The following is a 16,048-nucleotide window of genomic DNA, read 5'->3' as shown; positions in this document are numbered from 1 at the left end:
TCAGTAGGTGGGGGGGCTTAGAACAGCCCGAGTTGGCCAGCGGCCCCGATGGCGTTCTCGCCGTCGCCGTGGCGGTCGGACATTTTGAGAATCGACCAGATGTGTCGGTCGGCATAGCCGTAGCGCACGGCCAACACCGCGACGGCCTGAACCGCCGACGTGTCGCGCGTAAGGCGGTCGAAGGTCTGCCGAATTTGGCGATAGGTGTATTCAAGAAGCGCTGCGCGGCAGCGCGGGATATAGAGTTTGTCGCCCGCGAAGTGCCGTACCATGGCCGCCGCGGCGTCCGGCCCGATTACTTCGGCCAGCGCTTCAAACTTTGCTTCCCCATCCCGGGTTTGCCGCATAGGCACTTCAAAGGTCGTGCCGCCAAGCTGACGCACCAGGTCCGAAGTTGCGCGCAGGCCAATTACCCCGATCAGCGTTTGCACGATGGGCGGCAAGAGACCCGCAACGTCGGACAGTTCGATAGGGCTGGCGGCGGGGCTTTTCACGGATAAGCCCGTCCATGTCGTTCAGCATCGATGGCCAGGGCCGCGATCAACTTGGAAAGCGCCTGCTCATCGCAGAATTCCAAGGCATCCACCTTGGCGATGCGCTTGACCATTCCGTCCAAGTACCTACGGTCCCGGCCGGCCGCCGATAGCTGGGCGGTCAGCTTGGCCAGCAGACGCTGGCGAGAGATGCCCACGCGGTCCAGTTTCCTGCGTGCCACGGATTTGACGCCCAGGCGGGCGAAGTGGTCCAGGACGCGGCGCAGCTCCACGATGTCCATATCCGAGCAACTGCCTTTTCCGGTTTGCGCTCGCAGCATGGTGCGGTACTCGTCCTCGCTCATGCCAGCCTGATTCTTGAGCGCGTGGATAGCGCTGATTGCCTTCTTGCGCGCCAACATCAGGGAGCCTTGCTTGGGCTGCATGCGTTTGACAATGGCGTTCATTACTTCAGCTCCAGGCGGCGCGTGGGGTTTACCTGGACGGCGCGGGGTGTTCGCTTGCGCCCACTCGCCGGTTCCGAGTATCCCTCGGGCATTCGGATTTGATCCGCACGCACAAGGGAAAATTCCACGCGGGGCTGCTCCTTCGCGATGAATTGCTCATCGTGCCCGACGTAGTCGCGGTCGCATCCGATGGCGTGCTGCATCGCCTCCAGCACGCGCATTCCCTTGTCCGCCGGCATCAAGAAGTCTTGATAGCCGATGGTGACACGGCACATTGCGCCGCCTTGCTTTTTGGTTGTGGCCATCTCGGGTTCCTCTTTGGCTGCTCATCAGTGCCAGACCACCACATCTGACAGACCGCCTTCCGGCGGTTTCGCCACGCTCTATCCTCTATTGACCCACCGCAGCCCGTTGTGCCTGGGTGCGCTTGCGCCTATGGTTGGCCAGGTACGCCTGGCGCTCGGGGTCCTCATTGTCGCAGGCTCGGCAGCGCGAGCGGGGCCGGCCTCGATCCATAAAGAAGAACTCGCCATCGGCCGGCCAGAAGCACTTGCAGCCTGTGCATAGGACTTCGCGGCCCAGCTCGGTTTCCATGCTTTCACGCATCGTTTCATGCTCCAGAAAATGCCGGGGCCGCACACACCCCGCCCGGCCAGGGTCCTGAACCGCGCACGTTTACCCGCGTGCGCCCGTCGACGGCTGACGGTAGGTCGGGGCCAAGGGGCATGTAGGCGCGTCAGAGCGCCGCAAAGTCCAGAGGGATGGCCACGTACTCGTCCGACCCTTCCGCGCGCTCGTAGAAGCGGATATAGGGCTTGCTGCCGTCCACGCGCACGCTATCGCTGATGGCGGTCATCGCGCGCTGCCACTTCTCGTCTTTGATTTCCAATCGCCGCAGGCCCAGCACACGGCCCGTGTTGATCTGGCCTTCCTGGTCGACGCGGAAGGCATCGTTGACCAGCACCTTGATTTCGTCGCGGCTGCCCTCGGACCAGTCCATGATGCATTCATCAATCAGCGCCTTGGCGGCCTGCAAGCGCTCATCGAACGTCAGGCGCTCCTGCACCTGGCGCACGACCTTGTAGCGGCCGCTGTAGCTGGTCAGGGTCACATTGCCTTTTTTGCCACCGGCCCTCACGCCGTACTGTTCCTGGCTGATCGCAACGAACGATTCCACGTCAGCAAAGACGGAGCCTTTGAGCCGGGCCAAGTTGGCGCTCTGTTCTTTCACGGCGGCAATCATGCGTTCGATGGTCTGGTCGCGCAGCTTGTCGATGTCGCTAACCATGGACTCGGGGACCAGGCTACCGTCCGCGCGTTGGCGGTAGCCGCTGGGGATAGAGGTGTTCATGCAGTTTCCTTTCTGCTTAGTGGTAAGAGGGGGCCTGCGGCGGGGTGCCGTAGCCGCTGCTGACCGCGAACTCGCGGCCATTCCAGGGCAGCAGCTTTCTGCCCATCTGGTTGGAGGCAAAGCGCGACATGTGACCCAGGGCGCTTTCGGAGATGCAGCCCATTGCATGCAGCGATTGAGCGATGCCCAAGCTGGTGCCATAGTTGGCGAACATCTGGAGCGGGCTTTCCTCCGGGTCTGCCGGCTGTTGCAGCTCGAAGTACGCCCGCACGCACCGGTCAAGCTCGGGGGTCCAATCGGCGTGTTCCTGGGTCAACTGTTCATACAAGGCCCGGTGCGCCGTGCTGTCCGCGTTTGCGTTGTCCATCGTTTCGGCGTGGTTGCTCATGAATCTGTCTCCTGTTCGATTACTGCGGCGTCGTCCAGATGGCACGCACACCAAACACCGATGCGCTATGCCGTTGCGTGGCGGCGTTGTGGGTGCTGCCACCAGCCGCGCCGATAAGCTGCTCGGCCTGGTGGGGAAGAATTGGCCCGAGGTCGACCACCGGGGCGCCGTCATCGTTCGGTGCCACGTCCTGGTCCGCGATGCGCAAGCCCAGCTTGCGCAGCTCACGGCAAGCCGCGTTGATGGTGGCCAGGCGCGCCTGGATATCCAGGGTGAGGATGGCCGGCTTGTGGATCGCTCTTTCCCGGAACAGGGATTGATCGCTGACCATGCGTGATTCGTTCGCTGCGTTCATCATTGAAATTCCCCGATGATCTCGGTTGAGGGGTGGGCCTGCTGGTGTACGTACTTGGCGCGGTGCGGGCATGCTTGGCATGCACGCCAGTGGCGTAGCTCGCGCGGGTTGTTGATGGGCGGGGTTTCGCGGTCGGCGTGGCCTCGGCACTCCGCGCCGGTGATGACCGTGGCCTGGCCGTGAAACTCGGTCAGGAACGGGCAATGGACCTTGGTGAATGCCTGGATGGCCTTCTCGGCCAGCTTGGCCACGCTGGCCTTGCCCGTGCCGTAGGGGCCGCATTGGTTGATGACCTGGGACAGGGCCGAGCGCGAGCAATTCATGCGCTTGGCCGTCACGGTGATGTTGGATGCCTGGACCTCGGCACGTACTAAGTCAAGCCACGACGCCATACTCGCGTTCCTCGTTCGGGTCATAGACGCGGTCCTTGCCGCGCCGGGTGGGTGCCAGCGGGCCGGTGTCACGCACCAGCAAGTACCGCTTGAAACCGTTGCTGGTGGGCTTGCTGCCAGGCTCACGCCGCATGTCGGCCAGGTAGCCGGTGGCGCGCAGCGCGCGCAGGTACTTCTGCACGTTGTTGGTCACACACTCGATTTCCTTCTCGGTCGCATCGCCATCGCACAGCAGCGCGACGACCTCCGGCACCGAAGCCTTTTGACGGATGCGCAGCAGCCGCCAGACCTTTTCACGCAGCGAACCGGCGGTGTTGCGCGCCTTGCCGCTCGGCCCTTTCGGACCGCTCTTGAGGTTGGCGCCCGCCTCCAAGGCAATGCGGCCCTCGGCCGTCAGGCGATACTTGCCAGGTTTTACTTTGCCGTCGGCGTAGGTCTGACGCGCGAGATAGCCATGGGTCACCAGCTTGTCGCAGGCATTGGCCACCTGCTTGCGGTCCAGCGCGGATTCGCGTGCGATGCCGTCCAGGTCGACCAGGTCAGTGGCATCGACCAGCCGATGCAGCGCCGCCATGACGGCCTGCGATGTCCATACGTGACTCATGCAACCCTCCCAGGAACGCGCGAGCGCCGACCCTGCCAGTCGTGGCACAGGGGGATATCCTTGATGTTCTCGGCCTTGACCTCGGCCAGGCCATTGGTGGTGGCCAAGCGCTCAATGGCGGCAATCCCGTTCATGACCAGGCGCATGCGGCCTTCCGATTGCCGATGCAGTTCTGCGATGACCGCATCGGCAATCTTGACTTCGGCCAGTTGGCGCGCGGTCAGCAGTACGTCTTGCTGCGTCAGCGGCTGGAAGTGAACGACCTGCGCCACGCGGCTGGATATCTGCGGGTAACGTGCAATACGGCTTTCGATAGTCTCCATGCCGACCAGCACCACCAGGACCTCGGTGAGGTCGGAGATATCGCGCACGCATTCCAGGATGGACGCGGTCGTGCGCACAGTGAATTCCGCCTCGTCAATGACGATGGGGGTTTGGCGTTGGGCGACGTGACCGATGATGCGGGCCTGCACTTCCTGGTTGCGGCCACTGCTCGACAGCTTCAAGGTGTCGGCCATTTCGGAAAGCAAACCGCGCTTGGTCCAGGTTTCTTTGGCACGCAGGTAAATGGCGTTGGTGTCCATGGCGAAACGGTCAACCGTCTCGCTCTTGCCCAGGCCGGCCGGGCCGGTCACAAGCAAGATGGACGCCTCGCGCGCGCCGCGCTGCTCGACGGCCTTGACCGCCTCCACGAAGCGCACGTAATTGCTGTTTTGGACAAAGGCTTTTTTCATGGGGTAATATCCTCCTGACTCTCTCAAAGTCAGTTTTTCCGGCCCGGTTGGTGTTCCCGCACCTTCCGGGCCATTTCGTTAAGACCTCACGCAACCCTGCGTGAGGGGCTGTTGAAACGGTTCAATTCCTGCTCGTCTTCGTCGGTCCAGTCCAGGCCCAGCGGCTCGTAGCGTTGGGCGAATAGCGCGTACCCTTCGGGGTCCTCGACGTAGTCACGTAGGAACTGCTGATCTGATTCGGTCCACGCTGCGCTGCCCTCGGCTTTGAGCCATTCGTAGCGCTCCGAAGGGTTGCGGAACGCGGGGCGCGTGGCGACCTGGTCGTGCTGGCCCGGGTGCAATTCGACGGCCTGAATTTCGATGCGCTCCACCAAGCGCTGGGCGTCGTAGCCGGCTACAAACTGGGCCCGCTGCGTGGGGTTGTTTTCCAACACCACGGGACCGCCGTGCAGCTCGTCGTGGACCTCGGTGAGCTTTTCTTCCAAGCGACGTTTGCGACCCTCGGCGCGTTTGCGGCTTGCGCGTTCCAGGAAGCTTTCCGGCATGAAGTCACGGCGGTTGCCGTCCAGTTGCGCCTTGCACAGCAGGACGCCATCAGCGTCGTATACCCATACCTGGCTGGGGTCGTGGATGTCGAAGCCGACGTTTACACCCTCGCCGTGGTACTCGGTCAGCTCATGCGAAAAGTAGATGTTGTTGAACAGGCGGATTTCACCGCGCAGCACGCGGCATTGCTGCTGCGGGCGGAACAGATGATCCGTTTCGGCCGGCTGTAGCTGGACCAGGTCGGCACCTTCTTGGACGCCCTTGCGCCAGGCTTCGTTGGGCGTCATGTGCCTGCGTTTACCCGTAACCGGATCGGCCACCATCGGCAGGCCGCGATGGGGCCGGTCGTTGTATTGCGCGATTTGGTCAGCGGCGAACGCCACGAAGTCCGGCCAGGTCATCAGCGCACGACTGGCGCCCAGGCGCTTAACGTCGCGTCGTGTCAGCTTGTGGACCTTGTTGCTTGCCTCGGCGTCCATGTCTTTGCCAATGTAGGTGGGCAGCTCTTTGGCGGCACGGACCCAAATGGATTGATGGGCGCGTTCGATGATGCCTCGGGCCTGCGAGTTGTAGGGCAGGGAATGCGTAAGCGTCGTGCCAAGGCGGGACAGCAGGCCCGTACCAGGGCCGCTGATCATGGCGTTGATGTAGCCCGCGCCTCGGTCGACGTAAAACACGCTGGCGATGCCGCCGTTTTGCGTCGCTACGCGCAGGGCGTCCAGCACGGCCAGGCCGGATTCGGCCAGGTCGGTCGACCAGCCTAGGGCCTTGCGCGTTGCCGTATCCAGGACGGTCGTAATTTCTGGACGGAACGGACGACCGTGGCGGGGGTGTGCCACCTCAGCGTCGAATGCGTGGCCATCGGCCATGTAGATATCGCCTGGCCAGAGCTTGGATGTGTCGCGGCGTACGAACGGCTTGATGGCCTTTATCTCGCGCGGTCCCATGCGGCCCTGTTCGACGGCGACGTTACCCATTTGCGCGATGAAGCGGCGCAGGGTGTCATAGCTGGGCGGCGTCACGCCTTTGGGCAGATGCGCCGGCAATTGGTCATGCACCCAGCGCAAGGTGGGCTTTTGCGGGCGCTGGTAGAGTTTTAGGACGGTTTCCGCCCAGGGTGCGACGACGTGACGCAGCCACTTGCCACGGCGGGCCTGGCCGGCGTCGGCCGGCGCCAGCAGGTCAACGGCGTTGGGCTGCGTGAGGTCGAACTTGGACAGCCAGCGGTACAGGGTTGCGCGGGTCAGGGTGCGGCCTTGGCCCGCCTTGTTGTTGGCCAGGGCTAGCGCTGCCGACAGCTCGGGCGGCAACTGTTGTTTTTGGGCGGCTTCAATCGTGGACTGCACCGCGCTGCTCATGCCTTCCATGGCTGCCAGGCGATGGACATGCAAGAGGATCGACGCGCGGGCCTCGGCGACCGCGCGCTGGCGGGCCGAGAGTGACGGCGTTGCGCTTGTCGTTCCTGCTGCATCGACGACGCGGCCGCCTTCTTGCGACCGCTTCAGCGACAAGGCAGCCTGCACGTACGCGGGGAGGAAATAGCGTCGAACGATACCGCGCGCACCAGCCCCCGAGCCGGAAGGAACTTCAACGAATTCCCATCCTTCCGCTTGTGCGCGGCGACCGATGTTGGGCAAAGTCGACGGCAAGCATGCCAGCCCAAAGCTCAGAAGTTCGGATGCGGTGAACGTAGCGTTTGTCGGTGCCTCGCCAGCGTTAAATCGTTGTGTTACAAGGACATCCGATACTTTGACGATAGTCATTTCCCGCCTTCCTCATAAAGGGTTTTGGGATCAGGTTTGATCCCTAGCGCGATGGCGGCTCGATGCGACTCCCCGCGAACGCCCTTATTGCGGCCATACAGAAGTTCTCTGACTACGTGATAGCTAAGACCTTCCTGGCGGCACCATGCGCTTATGGCCACGCCGTTCGCGCGGAACCAAGCCAGGTCCCGGAGCGGGACACGGCGAGGAGACGCCGGAGTAGCGGAATTTTTTTTCATCGCAGTCGTGTTGGAATGCGTTGTTAAAAGGTTGACTGTGTTGGATTATGGTAAAGAAATCTTTACCTGTCAATCTGTGTTTAGGGGCTGTTTTCATGACCATAGGGGACCGGCTACGCGCTGAGAGGGAAAGGCTGGGGCTGTCGCAGACAGCTCTAGCGGCGCACGCGGGTACGTCAAAGCAGGTGCAGATTAGCTATGAGAAGGGCAAGACCTTTCCCAATGCCGAGTATCTGGCCATGTTTGCGGAGCTAGGCGCAGACATTAACTTCGTGGTCACGGGTAAAAAAATATTGACCATCCACCCATCGCCACCGCCTGCGACGGTTCTAACCGCTAGAGAGGAAGCCCTGATCGACAACTATCGTCACACTGCCGAAGCCGGCAAAAGGGCGATAGAGGCCACGGGGGCTGTACTGGCGCGCGAAATTTCCGCGCGCCGGAAGGCAGGCGGCGAACGATGACACCTACTAATTCGGAAGCGATTCGCGCAACCAGCATAGAATTAAGGCTTGTATTTTTTTCTTTTATTATCAAGGGCTTGTGATTATGGGAACGGTTTCTTGGGAAATTGCGAGTTCGCAACCAGCGCGGCGTTTTCTGGTTGCGTCGTTCCTTGCTCTTATGGCTGCTCATTCGGCTGATGTAACAGCCGCCGAAGCCGGGCCAGCAGATGCGGCGGCCGTCCGGTTCATAGTGGCCGATGGTGCCGCTGGAACATCTGTAGTGCGCGCTTGGACTAAGAGCGAGACGAAGGAGGCTGCCACCGAAGCGGAGGCGGTGATTCGCCGCGCCGCGTCTCGGATTCAGACCGCGTTAAACGCGAACGACGCCGAGTTCTTCATGGGGGCCGGAAGTCAGTACGTACAGAAGGAATGGCAGTTGTTTACCGCCCAGGATGTTGCCTATGTCTTTGGCGTCCAGGGGGCCAAGCTGAAGAATCCTTGGATTCCTTCCTATTCGACATGTGAACACGCAGGCCAGGCCTTGGGCGACTGGTACCACTTTTACCGCTCCAACCTGAGCAACGGATATTCCCTAAACGACCTTAAGGTGATGCCAGCCAGCCGGCAGGCAGAGCGTGACCTCTGGGGCAGCCTGTCCGCGTGCAAGAAAGCGCTTTGACGCAGGCCGTCTCAAATAACGCGCATTCATTCGCAGATTGAGGCGTTTCCTGGCCGATCAGTCTCAAATGGTCATCGGCCCCGAATTGTGGATAACCCATTGATTGTTCGGGGCTAATTGGGCTGCCCCGTGCCCCCTTCGCGTCTCAAATTGCACACCTCCCCACAGGGACACCGTCCGAGTTTGGCGGGGTGTTCCAGGCGTTCGCCCATGCAAAAGGCCCGCAACACGTTGCGGGCCCTTCAGTACTGCATTCTTTGGCTCCCCGAGCTGGGCTCGAACCAGCGACCTGCGGATTAACAGTCCGTCGCTCTACCGACTGAGCTATCGGGGAACAGGTAGAGGGGGCGAATTATGCACAAATTTCGCGGGGAATGCAAAACGACCCCGCGGGCCGTGGGTTCATGACGGTTGGGCGTCAGGGCGATCCCTTATCATGGCAACCAGAAGGTTCGCGACCTCTCACGTTTTTTCTGGGTTTCATACATGTCTTCGTTCGACATCCAATTGTTGCTTACCGCCCTGGTAAGCGTCCTGGTGCTGGTCGCCCTCATCGTCTCGCGCATCCGCATGCATCCGCTGCTGGCGCTGCTGATCGTGTCCATCGGCGTCGGGTTCGCCACCGGCATGGAGCCGACCGCCATCGTCAAGAACCTGACCGACGGCGCCGGCAAGACCCTGGGCGCGGTGGGCGTGGTGATCGCGCTGGGCGCCATGCTCGGCAAGATCCTGGCGGACTCGGGCACCACCGAGCGCCTGGCCAATGCCATCCTGAACCGCACCTCGGCGCGCATGATCCCCTGGACCATGACGCTGGTGGCCTTCATCATCGGCATCCCGATGTTCTTCGAAGTGGGTCTGGTGGTGATGCTGCCGCTGATCTTCAGCGTGGCCCGCAAGCTGGAAGGCCAGGAACGCTTCAAGGGCTCGGCCTACGTGTACGTGGGCGTGCCGGTGATCTCGGCGCTGGCCGCCATGCACGGCATGGTGCCGCCGCATCCCGGCCCGCTGACGGCGATCGCCAGCCTCAAGACCACGGTCGGCCCGACCATGATCTATGGCTTCCTCGCCGCCCTGCCCGCCATGATCCTGGGCGGTCCGCTGTATGGCGCCTTCATCGCGCCGCGCATGACGACCCGCCCGGACGAAGCCCTGCTCGAGCAATTCACCGCGGTGCGCCAGGCCGATGCCGGCCATTCCGTGCCCGGCGTGGGCCTGGGCGTGCTGGCGGCCCTGCTGCCCGCGTTGCTGATGCTGCTGCACGCGGTGGCCGAGATGCTGCTGCCCAAGGCCTCGCCCCTGATGCACGTGGCGGCCTTCCTGGGCAATCCGCTGGTTGCCATGCTGCTGGGCGTGCTGTTCGCGGCCGTGGCGCTGGTGCTGGCGCGCGGCGGCGACGCCGAGAAGCTGCGCGACGCGCTCGGCAAGAGCCTCAAGCCGATTGCCGGCATCATGCTGATCATCGCCGGTGGCGGCGCCTTCCAGCAGGTGCTGACCAGCGCCAAGGTCGGCGACGCCATCGTCCACCTGACCCACCAGTTCGCGTTCCCGCCGCTGGTGTTGGGCTGGCTGATCGCCATGCTGCTGTCGGTGTCCACCGGTTCGGCCACGGTCGGCATCGTCGGCGCGGCCGGCCTGCTGGCGCCGCTGGCCGGCGCCGATCCCTCGCTGAACCTGCCGCTGCTGGCGCTGTCGATCGGCTGCGGCTCGCTGTTCTTCAACTACGCCAATCACGCCGGGTTCTGGATGGTGAAGGAATCCTTCGGCATGACGATGGGCGAGGCCACCAAGACGATCTCGGTGGTGCAGTCCATCGTGGCGGTGGTCGGCCTGGTGATGGTGCTGCTGTTCAATATGTTGCCGGCGCTGGGCTGAGCGCACGGGAATCCGCGACGCAAAAAAAGGAGGTCTTTCGACCTCCTTTTTGATTCATGCGGTAATCGGTTTCCGCAGTGGCGATGGGGGGCCGGCCTCTTCGCGGGCGCCCTGCCTGATGCCTTCGCTGCCGCTGGTGATGGCGCGTACGCCAACGTCCGTCAGGGTCAGTTCGCGGACGGTGATGACCGCCCCTGGCCTTGATATGAGCCTGGATGCCTTGACGAAGGTCTCGGCCGGCTTCCTGGGGATGGTATGCATGTCAGTACCTCTTCGTGACAAAGTCGCTGATGGCCTTGGTGCCAGCGCCAACGATTTCCACTACATCGTCGCGTTCAAAGAGCGCGCGGTCACTTGAATCCAAGTAAATCACGCCGATCGGGTGCTGTCCAGAACGGTCCAGGACGGGCACCGCCATTGCTGAATAGCGTCCGGGGCCAAGCTTGCGGACCTCGGCTTGCGTGTATCCTCATTCGCGCACCAGCTCGGCGCGAAGCTGTTCTTCCGTTGCGTCCGGGCTGGACATCACCAGGGGCTTCTTGCTGCGGATGGCTCTGCCGGTGATGCCGGTGTGGACCGGGAAGGTCCGGCCCACGCCCTCGCCGTTGGCGCCGGCATAGTTGATGATCTGCTCGATTTCGCGCGGCTCATGAACCGGCGGCACCACACGGTGGAAGGTGGCGCGGATGTCGGCGCCGCATTGGCGCTTGTCGCACCATTCGGAAAGCATGGTGTGCATGGTGGAGACCGCCGCGTACAACCCTTCGTGGACCACCTCCGGCCCGTCTTTCCGGTCTTCGGCTCGCGCGCCGGCGACGCGAACGCAGGCGGCCACGGCCAGCCAGAGACACACGGTGGTCGCGAGGCCGAAGGTCCATGGATCGAGCACCGGCTCTTGCCAGCTTTTCACCGCGGCTGAACCGGCCACGATGATGGGCGGCCCGTTGAACAGGACTTCCCTGGGCCATTTCTTTTGCCAGAAGCGTTTTCGCTGCGCGCCAGGAAGATGAATCGCATGCATGTGGCCGAGCCGTCTTGATGCAGGGGTGGAGGGACGATGGTAGCGGCGTATTGCGCGGTTGGCGCCCGCAATCGGGGCTTGCGGGCTCGTTAATCAGTCAGATTCGTCGAGGCAGGCGCCGCAGGGAGTCCGTGCCGGCAATAAAAAACCCGCACGGCGCGGGGCGGGGCGGGTGCGGGTTGTCGATGCGTTGGATTGGTGCCGGTGAAAGGAATCGAACCCTCGACCTTCTCATTACAAGTGAGCTGCTCTACCAACTGAGCTACACCGGCGTGGCGCGCCAGGGGCGCGCGCAGGGACTGCATTGTAATGAAAAAAGGAGATTCTTTCCGGCGTGCATGCGCGTCATTCCGGTCGCGCGCCCGTCGCGCAGCGCCGCTTGGCTTCCCAGCCGCCGAGACGCTCGGCGCGCAGGGCGCGCCAGAATTCATCCGAGCAGAAGTAGCCGCTGATGCCGCTGTGCGGATAGGCCGGCCGGACGCCGAATTGCCGCGGCAGGCGCCAGAAGCAGCGGTCCTGGATGGCGTCGCGGTCCAGCACCAGCGGCGTGCCCTTCAGGTACGAGAAGCAGCCGCCGGCTTCGTAGCCGGCGCGGCCCATGCCCTTGGAGAACTCGGTCTTCTCGATGATGACGGCGTCCACGCGCGGCGGGCACAGCAGCAGGTGGTAGGTGCGGAACGGCCGGCTCTTGCGGCCGACGATCATGGTCTCGGCCTCGACCGGCAGGAAGCGGTGCGTGTCGGGTTCGAGCGTTTCCATGAGTTCGCGCACCCGCGCATTGACGAGGAACGGCCCGCCGTCCCATCCGACGATCGCGGGAACGCGACCGGTGCTGCGCAGGGTCAGGCGGATCTGACGCGGGATGTTGGCAAGATCGTCGTCCGACAGGGTGTCGAACAGGCACAGCTTGGCGACCAGCTGGCGGTCTATCTGCGGCATGAACTGGGTGGATACGCCGCCGGCGGGCGTCATTCCGATCAGGTACGGCATGGACGGGGCATCACTCCTGGAAGGCCGGGGACGGCGTGCGCCGCGACGGACGCGGCGGGCCGCGCGGGCCGATTCAGGCGTATGAGACGGGATTTTGCCCAGATATGCAAATGATACGCACTCTTATCCTGGGTTTCAAAAAATCGCCATGCCATGGCGCGTCACATCGGCGGCGGCCAGACGTGACCGCGCCGCCCGGGCCTGGGGCCGGGGCGGCGCGGGGGACCTGCCGGATTACTTGACGATGGTCAGGCGCGGACGCTTGGGCTCGTCGTCGCCGCCGTCATCGCCGGGGGCGGCATCCGCCTCGGCTTCGGACGGGACGCTCTCGGACGCGTTCTGCGCGCCCGGGGCCGGCGGTTCGTAGGGCTGCACTTCGAAGCCCATGCCGGCGCCGGTTTCGCGCGCATAGATGGCGCTGACGGCGCCCACCGGCACGTAGACGTTTTCGGTCACGCCGCTGAAGCGGGCCTGGAATTCGATGAATTCGTTGCCCAGCACCAGGCGGTTGGTGGCCAGCGTACCCACGTTCAGGGTGATCTGGCCGTCGCGCACGTGGGCGACGGGCACCATGGTGTGCTCGTCGACCTGCACGGTGATGTACGGCGTGTAGCCGTTATCGGTGCACCATTCGTGCAGCGCGCGGATCAGATACGGTTTGGTCGAAGTTTCACCCATCACGCGACAACCTTAGCGACGCATCACTTTTTCCGAAGGCGTCAGCGCTTCGATGTAGGCCGGGCGCGAGAAGATGCGTTCGGCGTACTTTTGCAGCGGAGCCGCGTTCTTGGGCAGTTCGATGCCGTAGTGGTCCAGGCGCCACAGCAGCGGGGCCACGGCCACGTCGAGCATGGAGAATTCCTCGCCCAGCATGTACTTGTTCTTGAGCAGCATCGGGGCCAGCTGGGCCAGGCGGTCGCGAATGTTCTGGCGGGCGTTGGCCAGCTTCTTCTCGTCGGGCTTGGCGCTGCGGTCTTCCAGCGTCGAGACGTGGACGAACAGCTCTTTCTCGAAGTTGTACAGGAACAGGCGGGTGCGGGCGCGCATGACCGGATCGGCCGGCATGAGCTGCGGGTGCGGGAAGCGCTCGTCGATGTACACGTTGATGATGTTCGACTCGTACAGGACCAGGTCGCGCTCGACCAGAATGGGCACTTGACCGTACGGGTTCATCACCGAGATGTCTTCGGGCTTGTTGTACAGGTCGATGTCGCGGATCTCGAAATCCATGCCCTTTTCAAACAACACGAAGCGGCAGCGTTGCGAAAACGGACACGTGGTTCCGGAATAGAGCACCATCATGGCGATAAATCCTTTATGAAAAACGAAAGGCCAGCGCCCTAATCTAGCAGGCGCTGGCCCCGATTGCCAGGCGGGGGGTAGGCATACAGCCCTAACCCGCCATTATCCACCGCCATGAAAATGGGGGCAGATACGCCTGGCGGGGCGTTGCGGTTAGCGCACGTGTTTCCAGTAAGAGGCGTTCAGGCGCCACATCACCAGGAAGAACAAGAGCAGGAACAACATGACACCGACGCCCAGCTGGACGCGGAAGGTCTGGACGGGTTCGGCCATCCAGGCCATGAACGCGGTCAGGTCGGCGACGTCGTTGTCGTATGTTGCGATTTGGGCCGGGTTGGCGGCCTTGAATTTGGCCTCGAAGGTGGCATGGCCGTGGTAGCTGGCTACCGGTTCGGCCTTGACCGTGGAAAAACCTTGCGCATCGTACACCGTCGTGACGCGTTCCCACGATTTCGGCGTGCCGTCCTTGCCTTCGACCTCGTGCATCGCCACCGTGGTCAGCTCGCGCGGACCCTGCCGTTCCCACAGCGCGTGCGGCATGCCGACGGCCGGGAACACCAGGTTGTTCCAGCCCGTGGCACGCGAGGTGTCACGGTAGAACGTGCGCAGGTAGGTGTAGATGTAGTCGGAACCCGAGGGGCCGGCGTTGACGGATTTGGCGCGCGCGATCACGGACAGGTCCGGGGGCGTGGTGCCAAACCACTTCTTGGCGTCCTTGGGCGTCATGGCGACAGTCATCATGTCGCCGACCTTCTCGCCGGTGAACAGCAGGCTTTCCTTGATTTGCTGGTCGGTCAGGCCAATGTCCTTGAGCTTGTTGTAGCGCATCGAGGATGCGCTGTGACAGTTCAGACAGTAGTTGACGAACAGCTTGGCGCCGTTTTGCAGCGACGCCATGTCGTTGACGCGGTAAGGCGCCTTGTCCAGCGGATAGCCGCCCTCGGCGGCGAACGTGGCGGTACACGTGAGCAGCATCAACGCCACGGCACCAATCAGCTTCTTGATCATGGTCAGTCCGTTATTCTCGTGGGCTCAGTGGGCGTGGAACGTCACGCGGTCAGGCACTTTCTTGAAAGTGCCCAGGCGGCTCCAGACCGGCATCAGGAAGAAGAATGCCAAGTACAGCAGCGTGCCGATCTGCGACGTGATGTTCAACGGCGGACTGGGCGGCTGCGTACCGATGTAGCCGAGCACCAGGAAGTTGACCATGAAGATGCCGTAGATCCACTTGTGCCAGGTGGGGCGGTAGCGGATCGACTTGACCGGCGAATGGTCCAGCCACGGCAGGAAGAACAGGATGACCACGGTGCCGCCCATGGCGACCACGCCCCAGAACTTGGCGTCGATCACGCGCAGTAGCACGGCCACGACGATCAGGATGCCGGGGACGGCGATGCGCATGAAGCCCTTCAGGTTGCTCTTGACGAGCAGCGCGATGGCGCCCAGCACCGAAGCGCCGGCCAGCACCCACGTGAACTCGTCGGTGGTGGCGCGCAGCATCGAGTAGAACGGCGTGAAGTACCAGACCGGGGCGATGTGCGGCGGCGTCTTGAGCGAGTCGGCCGGGATGAAGTTGTTGAACTCCAGGAAGTACCCGCCCATTTCCGGCGCGAAGAACACGATGAAGGCGAACACCAGCAGGAAGCCCGCGACGCCGACCAGGTCGTGCACCGTGTAGAACGGATGGAACGGAATGCCGTCCTTCGGTCGACCGTACTTGTCCTTCGGGCCCTGCTTGATCTCGATGCCGTCCGGGTTGTTCGAGCCGACTTCGTGCAGCGCCACCAGGTGGGCCGCCACCAGGCCCACCAGCACCAGCGGAATGGCGATGACGTGGAAGGCGAAGAAACGGTTCAGCGTGGCGTCGGACACGACGTAGTCGCCGCGGATCCAGATCGACAGCTCGGGGCCGATGAACGGGATGGCCGCGAACAGGTTCACGATCACCTGTGCGCCCCAGTAGGACATCTGGCCCCACGGCAGGAGGTAGCCGAAGAATGCTTCGGCCATCAGACAGAGGAAGATCGCGACGCCGAAGATCCAGACCAGCTCACGCGGCTTGCGGTACGAGCCATAGAGCAGGCCGCGCAGCATGTGCAGGTAGACCACGACGAAGAACATCGAGGCGCCGGTCGAGTGCATGTAGCGCACCAGCCAGCCCCACGGGACTTCGCGCATGATGTATTCGACGGATTGGAACGCGCGCTCGGCGTCCGGCTTGTAGTGCATGACCAGGAAAATGCCGGTCACGATCTGCAGCACCAGCACCAGGAGTGCCAGCGAGCCGAAGAAATACCAGAAGTTGAAGTTTTTCGGTGCGTAGTATTCGGACAGATGCGCTTTCCAGGTGGAGGTCACCGGGAAGCGCCGATCCAGCCAGCCCAACAGGCCTGTCGTCTCGACGGTTTTCTCGCCAGCCATGT

General features: G+C 62.9%; 21 protein-coding genes, 2 tRNA genes and 1 other RNA gene. 4 read left to right on the top strand and 20 right to left on the bottom strand.

Annotation, left to right across the window (positions count from 1 at the left end; genetic code table 11):
* Nucleotides 1-17: 17 nt before the first annotated feature.
* From AC1HFW_RS19970 to AC1HFW_RS19915, 12 genes are all read right to left on the bottom strand, one after another.
* Nucleotides 18-494: a Mor transcription activator family protein gene (locus AC1HFW_RS19970; protein WP_479285022.1), complete on the bottom strand. Its 477-nt coding sequence runs from the start codon at nt 492-494 to the stop codon at nt 18-20.
* Complete coding sequence (locus AC1HFW_RS19965) at nt 491-940, bottom strand: regulatory protein GemA (RefSeq protein WP_110134362.1); 450 nt, start codon at nt 938-940, stop codon at nt 491-493. The genes AC1HFW_RS19970 and AC1HFW_RS19965 overlap by 4 nt, the downstream gene beginning before the upstream one ends.
* A complete protein-coding gene (locus tag AC1HFW_RS19960) occupies nt 940-1,245 on the bottom strand; it encodes a hypothetical protein (RefSeq protein ID WP_110134361.1) in 306 nt (101 codons plus the stop codon). The genes AC1HFW_RS19965 and AC1HFW_RS19960 overlap by 1 nt, the downstream gene beginning before the upstream one ends.
* An 11-nt stretch (nt 1,246-1,256) precedes the next feature.
* An RNA gene (locus AC1HFW_RS19955) (hammerhead ribozyme type II) lies at nt 1,257-1,319 on the bottom strand.
* 357 nt (nt 1,320-1,676) lie between these two features.
* Nucleotides 1,677-2,291: a DUF3164 family protein gene (locus AC1HFW_RS19950; RefSeq protein ID WP_110134360.1), complete on the bottom strand. Its 615-nt coding sequence runs from the start codon at nt 2,289-2,291 to the stop codon at nt 1,677-1,679.
* A gap of 16 nt (nt 2,292-2,307) precedes the next feature.
* A complete protein-coding gene (locus tag AC1HFW_RS19945) occupies nt 2,308-2,679 on the bottom strand; it encodes a hypothetical protein (protein ID WP_240680499.1) in 372 nt (123 codons plus the stop codon).
* Nucleotides 2,680-2,698: 19 nt separating this feature from the next.
* The gene (locus tag AC1HFW_RS19940; RefSeq protein ID WP_479285021.1) at nt 2,699-3,037 is read right to left on the bottom strand and encodes a hypothetical protein; all 339 of its coding nucleotides are present in this window, start codon (nt 3,035-3,037) and stop codon (nt 2,699-2,701) included.
* Nucleotides 3,034-3,426 carry a LacI family transcriptional regulator gene (locus AC1HFW_RS19935; RefSeq protein ID WP_479285020.1) on the bottom strand — a complete coding sequence of 131 codons (393 nt, stop codon included), beginning with the start codon at nt 3,424-3,426 and terminating at the stop codon, nt 3,034-3,036. The genes AC1HFW_RS19940 and AC1HFW_RS19935 overlap by 4 nt, the downstream gene beginning before the upstream one ends.
* Nucleotides 3,410-4,030 carry a hypothetical protein gene (locus AC1HFW_RS19930; protein WP_479285019.1) on the bottom strand — a complete coding sequence of 207 codons (621 nt, stop codon included), beginning with the start codon at nt 4,028-4,030 and terminating at the stop codon, nt 3,410-3,412. The genes AC1HFW_RS19935 and AC1HFW_RS19930 overlap by 17 nt, the downstream gene beginning before the upstream one ends.
* Nucleotides 4,027-4,764 carry an AAA family ATPase gene (locus AC1HFW_RS19925; protein WP_110134355.1) on the bottom strand — a complete coding sequence of 246 codons (738 nt, stop codon included), beginning with the start codon at nt 4,762-4,764 and terminating at the stop codon, nt 4,027-4,029. Before AC1HFW_RS19925 ends, AC1HFW_RS19930 begins: the two co-directional genes overlap by 4 nt.
* 86 nt (nt 4,765-4,850) lie before the next feature.
* Nucleotides 4,851-7,073 (bottom strand): transposase, encoded by a 2,223-nt coding sequence (locus tag AC1HFW_RS19920; RefSeq protein ID WP_479285018.1) that lies wholly within the window; start codon nt 7,071-7,073, stop codon nt 4,851-4,853.
* Nucleotides 7,070-7,312 carry a helix-turn-helix domain-containing protein gene (locus AC1HFW_RS19915; RefSeq protein WP_110134353.1) on the bottom strand — a complete coding sequence of 81 codons (243 nt, stop codon included), beginning with the start codon at nt 7,310-7,312 and terminating at the stop codon, nt 7,070-7,072. The genes AC1HFW_RS19920 and AC1HFW_RS19915 overlap by 4 nt, the downstream gene beginning before the upstream one ends.
* 95 nt (nt 7,313-7,407) lie before the next feature.
* Between AC1HFW_RS19915 and AC1HFW_RS19910 the strand changes: the two genes are divergently transcribed.
* Together AC1HFW_RS19910 and AC1HFW_RS19905 are read left to right on the top strand one after the other, a co-directional pair.
* Entirely contained in the window at nt 7,408-7,776 is a 369-nt protein-coding gene (locus tag AC1HFW_RS19910) for a helix-turn-helix domain-containing protein (RefSeq protein WP_110134387.1), read from the top strand.
* 85 nt (nt 7,777-7,861) lie between these two features.
* Entirely contained in the window at nt 7,862-8,437 is a 576-nt protein-coding gene (locus AC1HFW_RS19905) for a hypothetical protein (protein WP_479285017.1), read from the top strand.
* Nucleotides 8,438-8,695: 258 nt separating this feature from the next.
* Here AC1HFW_RS19905 and AC1HFW_RS19900 read toward each other — a convergent pair.
* A tRNA-Asn gene (locus AC1HFW_RS19900) sits at nt 8,696-8,771 on the bottom strand.
* 152 nt (nt 8,772-8,923) lie between these two features.
* On the opposite strand from AC1HFW_RS19900, the gene AC1HFW_RS19895 reads away from it, so the two are divergent.
* Together AC1HFW_RS19895 and AC1HFW_RS19890 are read left to right on the top strand one after the other, a co-directional pair.
* A complete protein-coding gene (locus tag AC1HFW_RS19895; protein ID WP_479285016.1) occupies nt 8,924-10,312 on the top strand; it encodes a GntP family permease in 1,389 nt (462 codons plus the stop codon).
* A gap of 118 nt (nt 10,313-10,430) precedes the next feature.
* Nucleotides 10,431-10,670, top strand: coding sequence for a hypothetical protein (locus AC1HFW_RS19890; RefSeq protein ID WP_479285015.1), 240 nt, complete (start codon nt 10,431-10,433; stop codon nt 10,668-10,670).
* Between the two features lie 111 nt (nt 10,671-10,781).
* Here the strand turns inward: AC1HFW_RS19890 and AC1HFW_RS19885 are convergent, their stop codons facing one another.
* From AC1HFW_RS19885 to AC1HFW_RS19855, 7 genes are all read right to left on the bottom strand, one after another.
* Nucleotides 10,782-11,333, bottom strand: a complete 552-nt coding sequence (locus tag AC1HFW_RS19885; protein ID WP_479285014.1) for a GAF domain-containing protein — start codon at nt 11,331-11,333, stop codon at nt 10,782-10,784.
* Between the two features lie 196 nt (nt 11,334-11,529).
* Nucleotides 11,530-11,605 (bottom strand) — tRNA-Thr (locus AC1HFW_RS19880).
* 73 nt (nt 11,606-11,678) lie between these two features.
* Nucleotides 11,679-12,323, bottom strand: coding sequence for an imm11 family protein (locus AC1HFW_RS19875; RefSeq protein ID WP_006392313.1), 645 nt, complete (start codon nt 12,321-12,323; stop codon nt 11,679-11,681).
* A 234-nt stretch (nt 12,324-12,557) separates the two neighbouring features.
* Nucleotides 12,558-13,001, bottom strand: coding sequence for a ClpXP protease specificity-enhancing factor (locus AC1HFW_RS19870; RefSeq protein WP_006392314.1), 444 nt, complete (start codon nt 12,999-13,001; stop codon nt 12,558-12,560).
* 12 nt (nt 13,002-13,013) lie between these two features.
* On the bottom strand, nt 13,014-13,625 hold the full coding sequence (locus tag AC1HFW_RS19865; protein WP_479285013.1) for a glutathione S-transferase N-terminal domain-containing protein: 612 nt from the start codon (nt 13,623-13,625) through the stop codon (nt 13,014-13,016).
* A 153-nt stretch (nt 13,626-13,778) separates the two neighbouring features.
* Nucleotides 13,779-14,633 (bottom strand): cytochrome c1, encoded by an 855-nt coding sequence (locus AC1HFW_RS19860; protein WP_479285012.1) that lies wholly within the window; start codon nt 14,631-14,633, stop codon nt 13,779-13,781.
* A gap of 24 nt (nt 14,634-14,657) precedes the next feature.
* Nucleotides 14,658-16,046 carry a cytochrome b gene (locus tag AC1HFW_RS19855; RefSeq protein WP_116520772.1) on the bottom strand — a complete coding sequence of 463 codons (1,389 nt, stop codon included), beginning with the start codon at nt 16,044-16,046 and terminating at the stop codon, nt 14,658-14,660.
* Nucleotides 16,047-16,048: the final 2 nt, after the last annotated feature.

Source organism: Achromobacter sp. ISS7, assembly GCF_056523125.1.
This window is presented reverse-complemented; position numbering and strand designations above follow the sequence as displayed.

Coding starts and splice junctions, on each gene's coding strand:
- AC1HFW_RS19950 (WP_110134360.1), bottom strand. CDS start 2,291: ATGAACACCTCTATCCCCAGCGGCTACCGCCAACGCGCGGACGGTAGC.
- AC1HFW_RS19905 (WP_479285017.1), top strand. CDS start 7,862: ATGGGAACGGTTTCTTGGGAAATTGCGAGTTCGCAACCAGCGCGGCGT.
- AC1HFW_RS19920 (WP_479285018.1), bottom strand. CDS start 7,073: ATGACTATCGTCAAAGTATCGGATGTCCTTGTAACACAACGATTTAAC.
- AC1HFW_RS19940 (WP_479285021.1), bottom strand. CDS start 3,037: ATGATGAACGCAGCGAACGAATCACGCATGGTCAGCGATCAATCCCTG.
- AC1HFW_RS19890 (WP_479285015.1), top strand. CDS start 10,431: ATGCCTTCGCTGCCGCTGGTGATGGCGCGTACGCCAACGTCCGTCAGG.
- AC1HFW_RS19945 (WP_240680499.1), bottom strand. CDS start 2,679: ATGAGCAACCACGCCGAAACGATGGACAACGCAAACGCGGACAGCACG.
- AC1HFW_RS19930 (WP_479285019.1), bottom strand. CDS start 4,030: ATGAGTCACGTATGGACATCGCAGGCCGTCATGGCGGCGCTGCATCGG.
- AC1HFW_RS19915 (WP_110134353.1), bottom strand. CDS start 7,312: ATGAAAAAAAATTCCGCTACTCCGGCGTCTCCTCGCCGTGTCCCGCTC.
- AC1HFW_RS19865 (WP_479285013.1), bottom strand. CDS start 13,625: ATGATGGTGCTCTATTCCGGAACCACGTGTCCGTTTTCGCAACGCTGC.
- AC1HFW_RS19935 (WP_479285020.1), bottom strand. CDS start 3,426: ATGGCGTCGTGGCTTGACTTAGTACGTGCCGAGGTCCAGGCATCCAAC.
- AC1HFW_RS19870 (WP_006392314.1), bottom strand. CDS start 13,001: ATGGGTGAAACTTCGACCAAACCGTATCTGATCCGCGCGCTGCACGAA.
- AC1HFW_RS19910 (WP_110134387.1), top strand. CDS start 7,408: ATGACCATAGGGGACCGGCTACGCGCTGAGAGGGAAAGGCTGGGGCTG.
- AC1HFW_RS19965 (WP_110134362.1), bottom strand. CDS start 940: ATGAACGCCATTGTCAAACGCATGCAGCCCAAGCAAGGCTCCCTGATG.
- AC1HFW_RS19875 (WP_006392313.1), bottom strand. CDS start 12,323: ATGCCGTACCTGATCGGAATGACGCCCGCCGGCGGCGTATCCACCCAG.
- AC1HFW_RS19885 (WP_479285014.1), bottom strand. CDS start 11,333: ATGCATGCGATTCATCTTCCTGGCGCGCAGCGAAAACGCTTCTGGCAA.
- AC1HFW_RS19925 (WP_110134355.1), bottom strand. CDS start 4,764: ATGAAAAAAGCCTTTGTCCAAAACAGCAATTACGTGCGCTTCGTGGAG.
- AC1HFW_RS19855 (WP_116520772.1), bottom strand. CDS start 16,046: ATGGCTGGCGAGAAAACCGTCGAGACGACAGGCCTGTTGGGCTGGCTG.
- AC1HFW_RS19860 (WP_479285012.1), bottom strand. CDS start 14,633: ATGATCAAGAAGCTGATTGGTGCCGTGGCGTTGATGCTGCTCACGTGT.
- AC1HFW_RS19895 (WP_479285016.1), top strand. CDS start 8,924: ATGTCTTCGTTCGACATCCAATTGTTGCTTACCGCCCTGGTAAGCGTC.
- AC1HFW_RS19960 (WP_110134361.1), bottom strand. CDS start 1,245: ATGGCCACAACCAAAAAGCAAGGCGGCGCAATGTGCCGTGTCACCATC.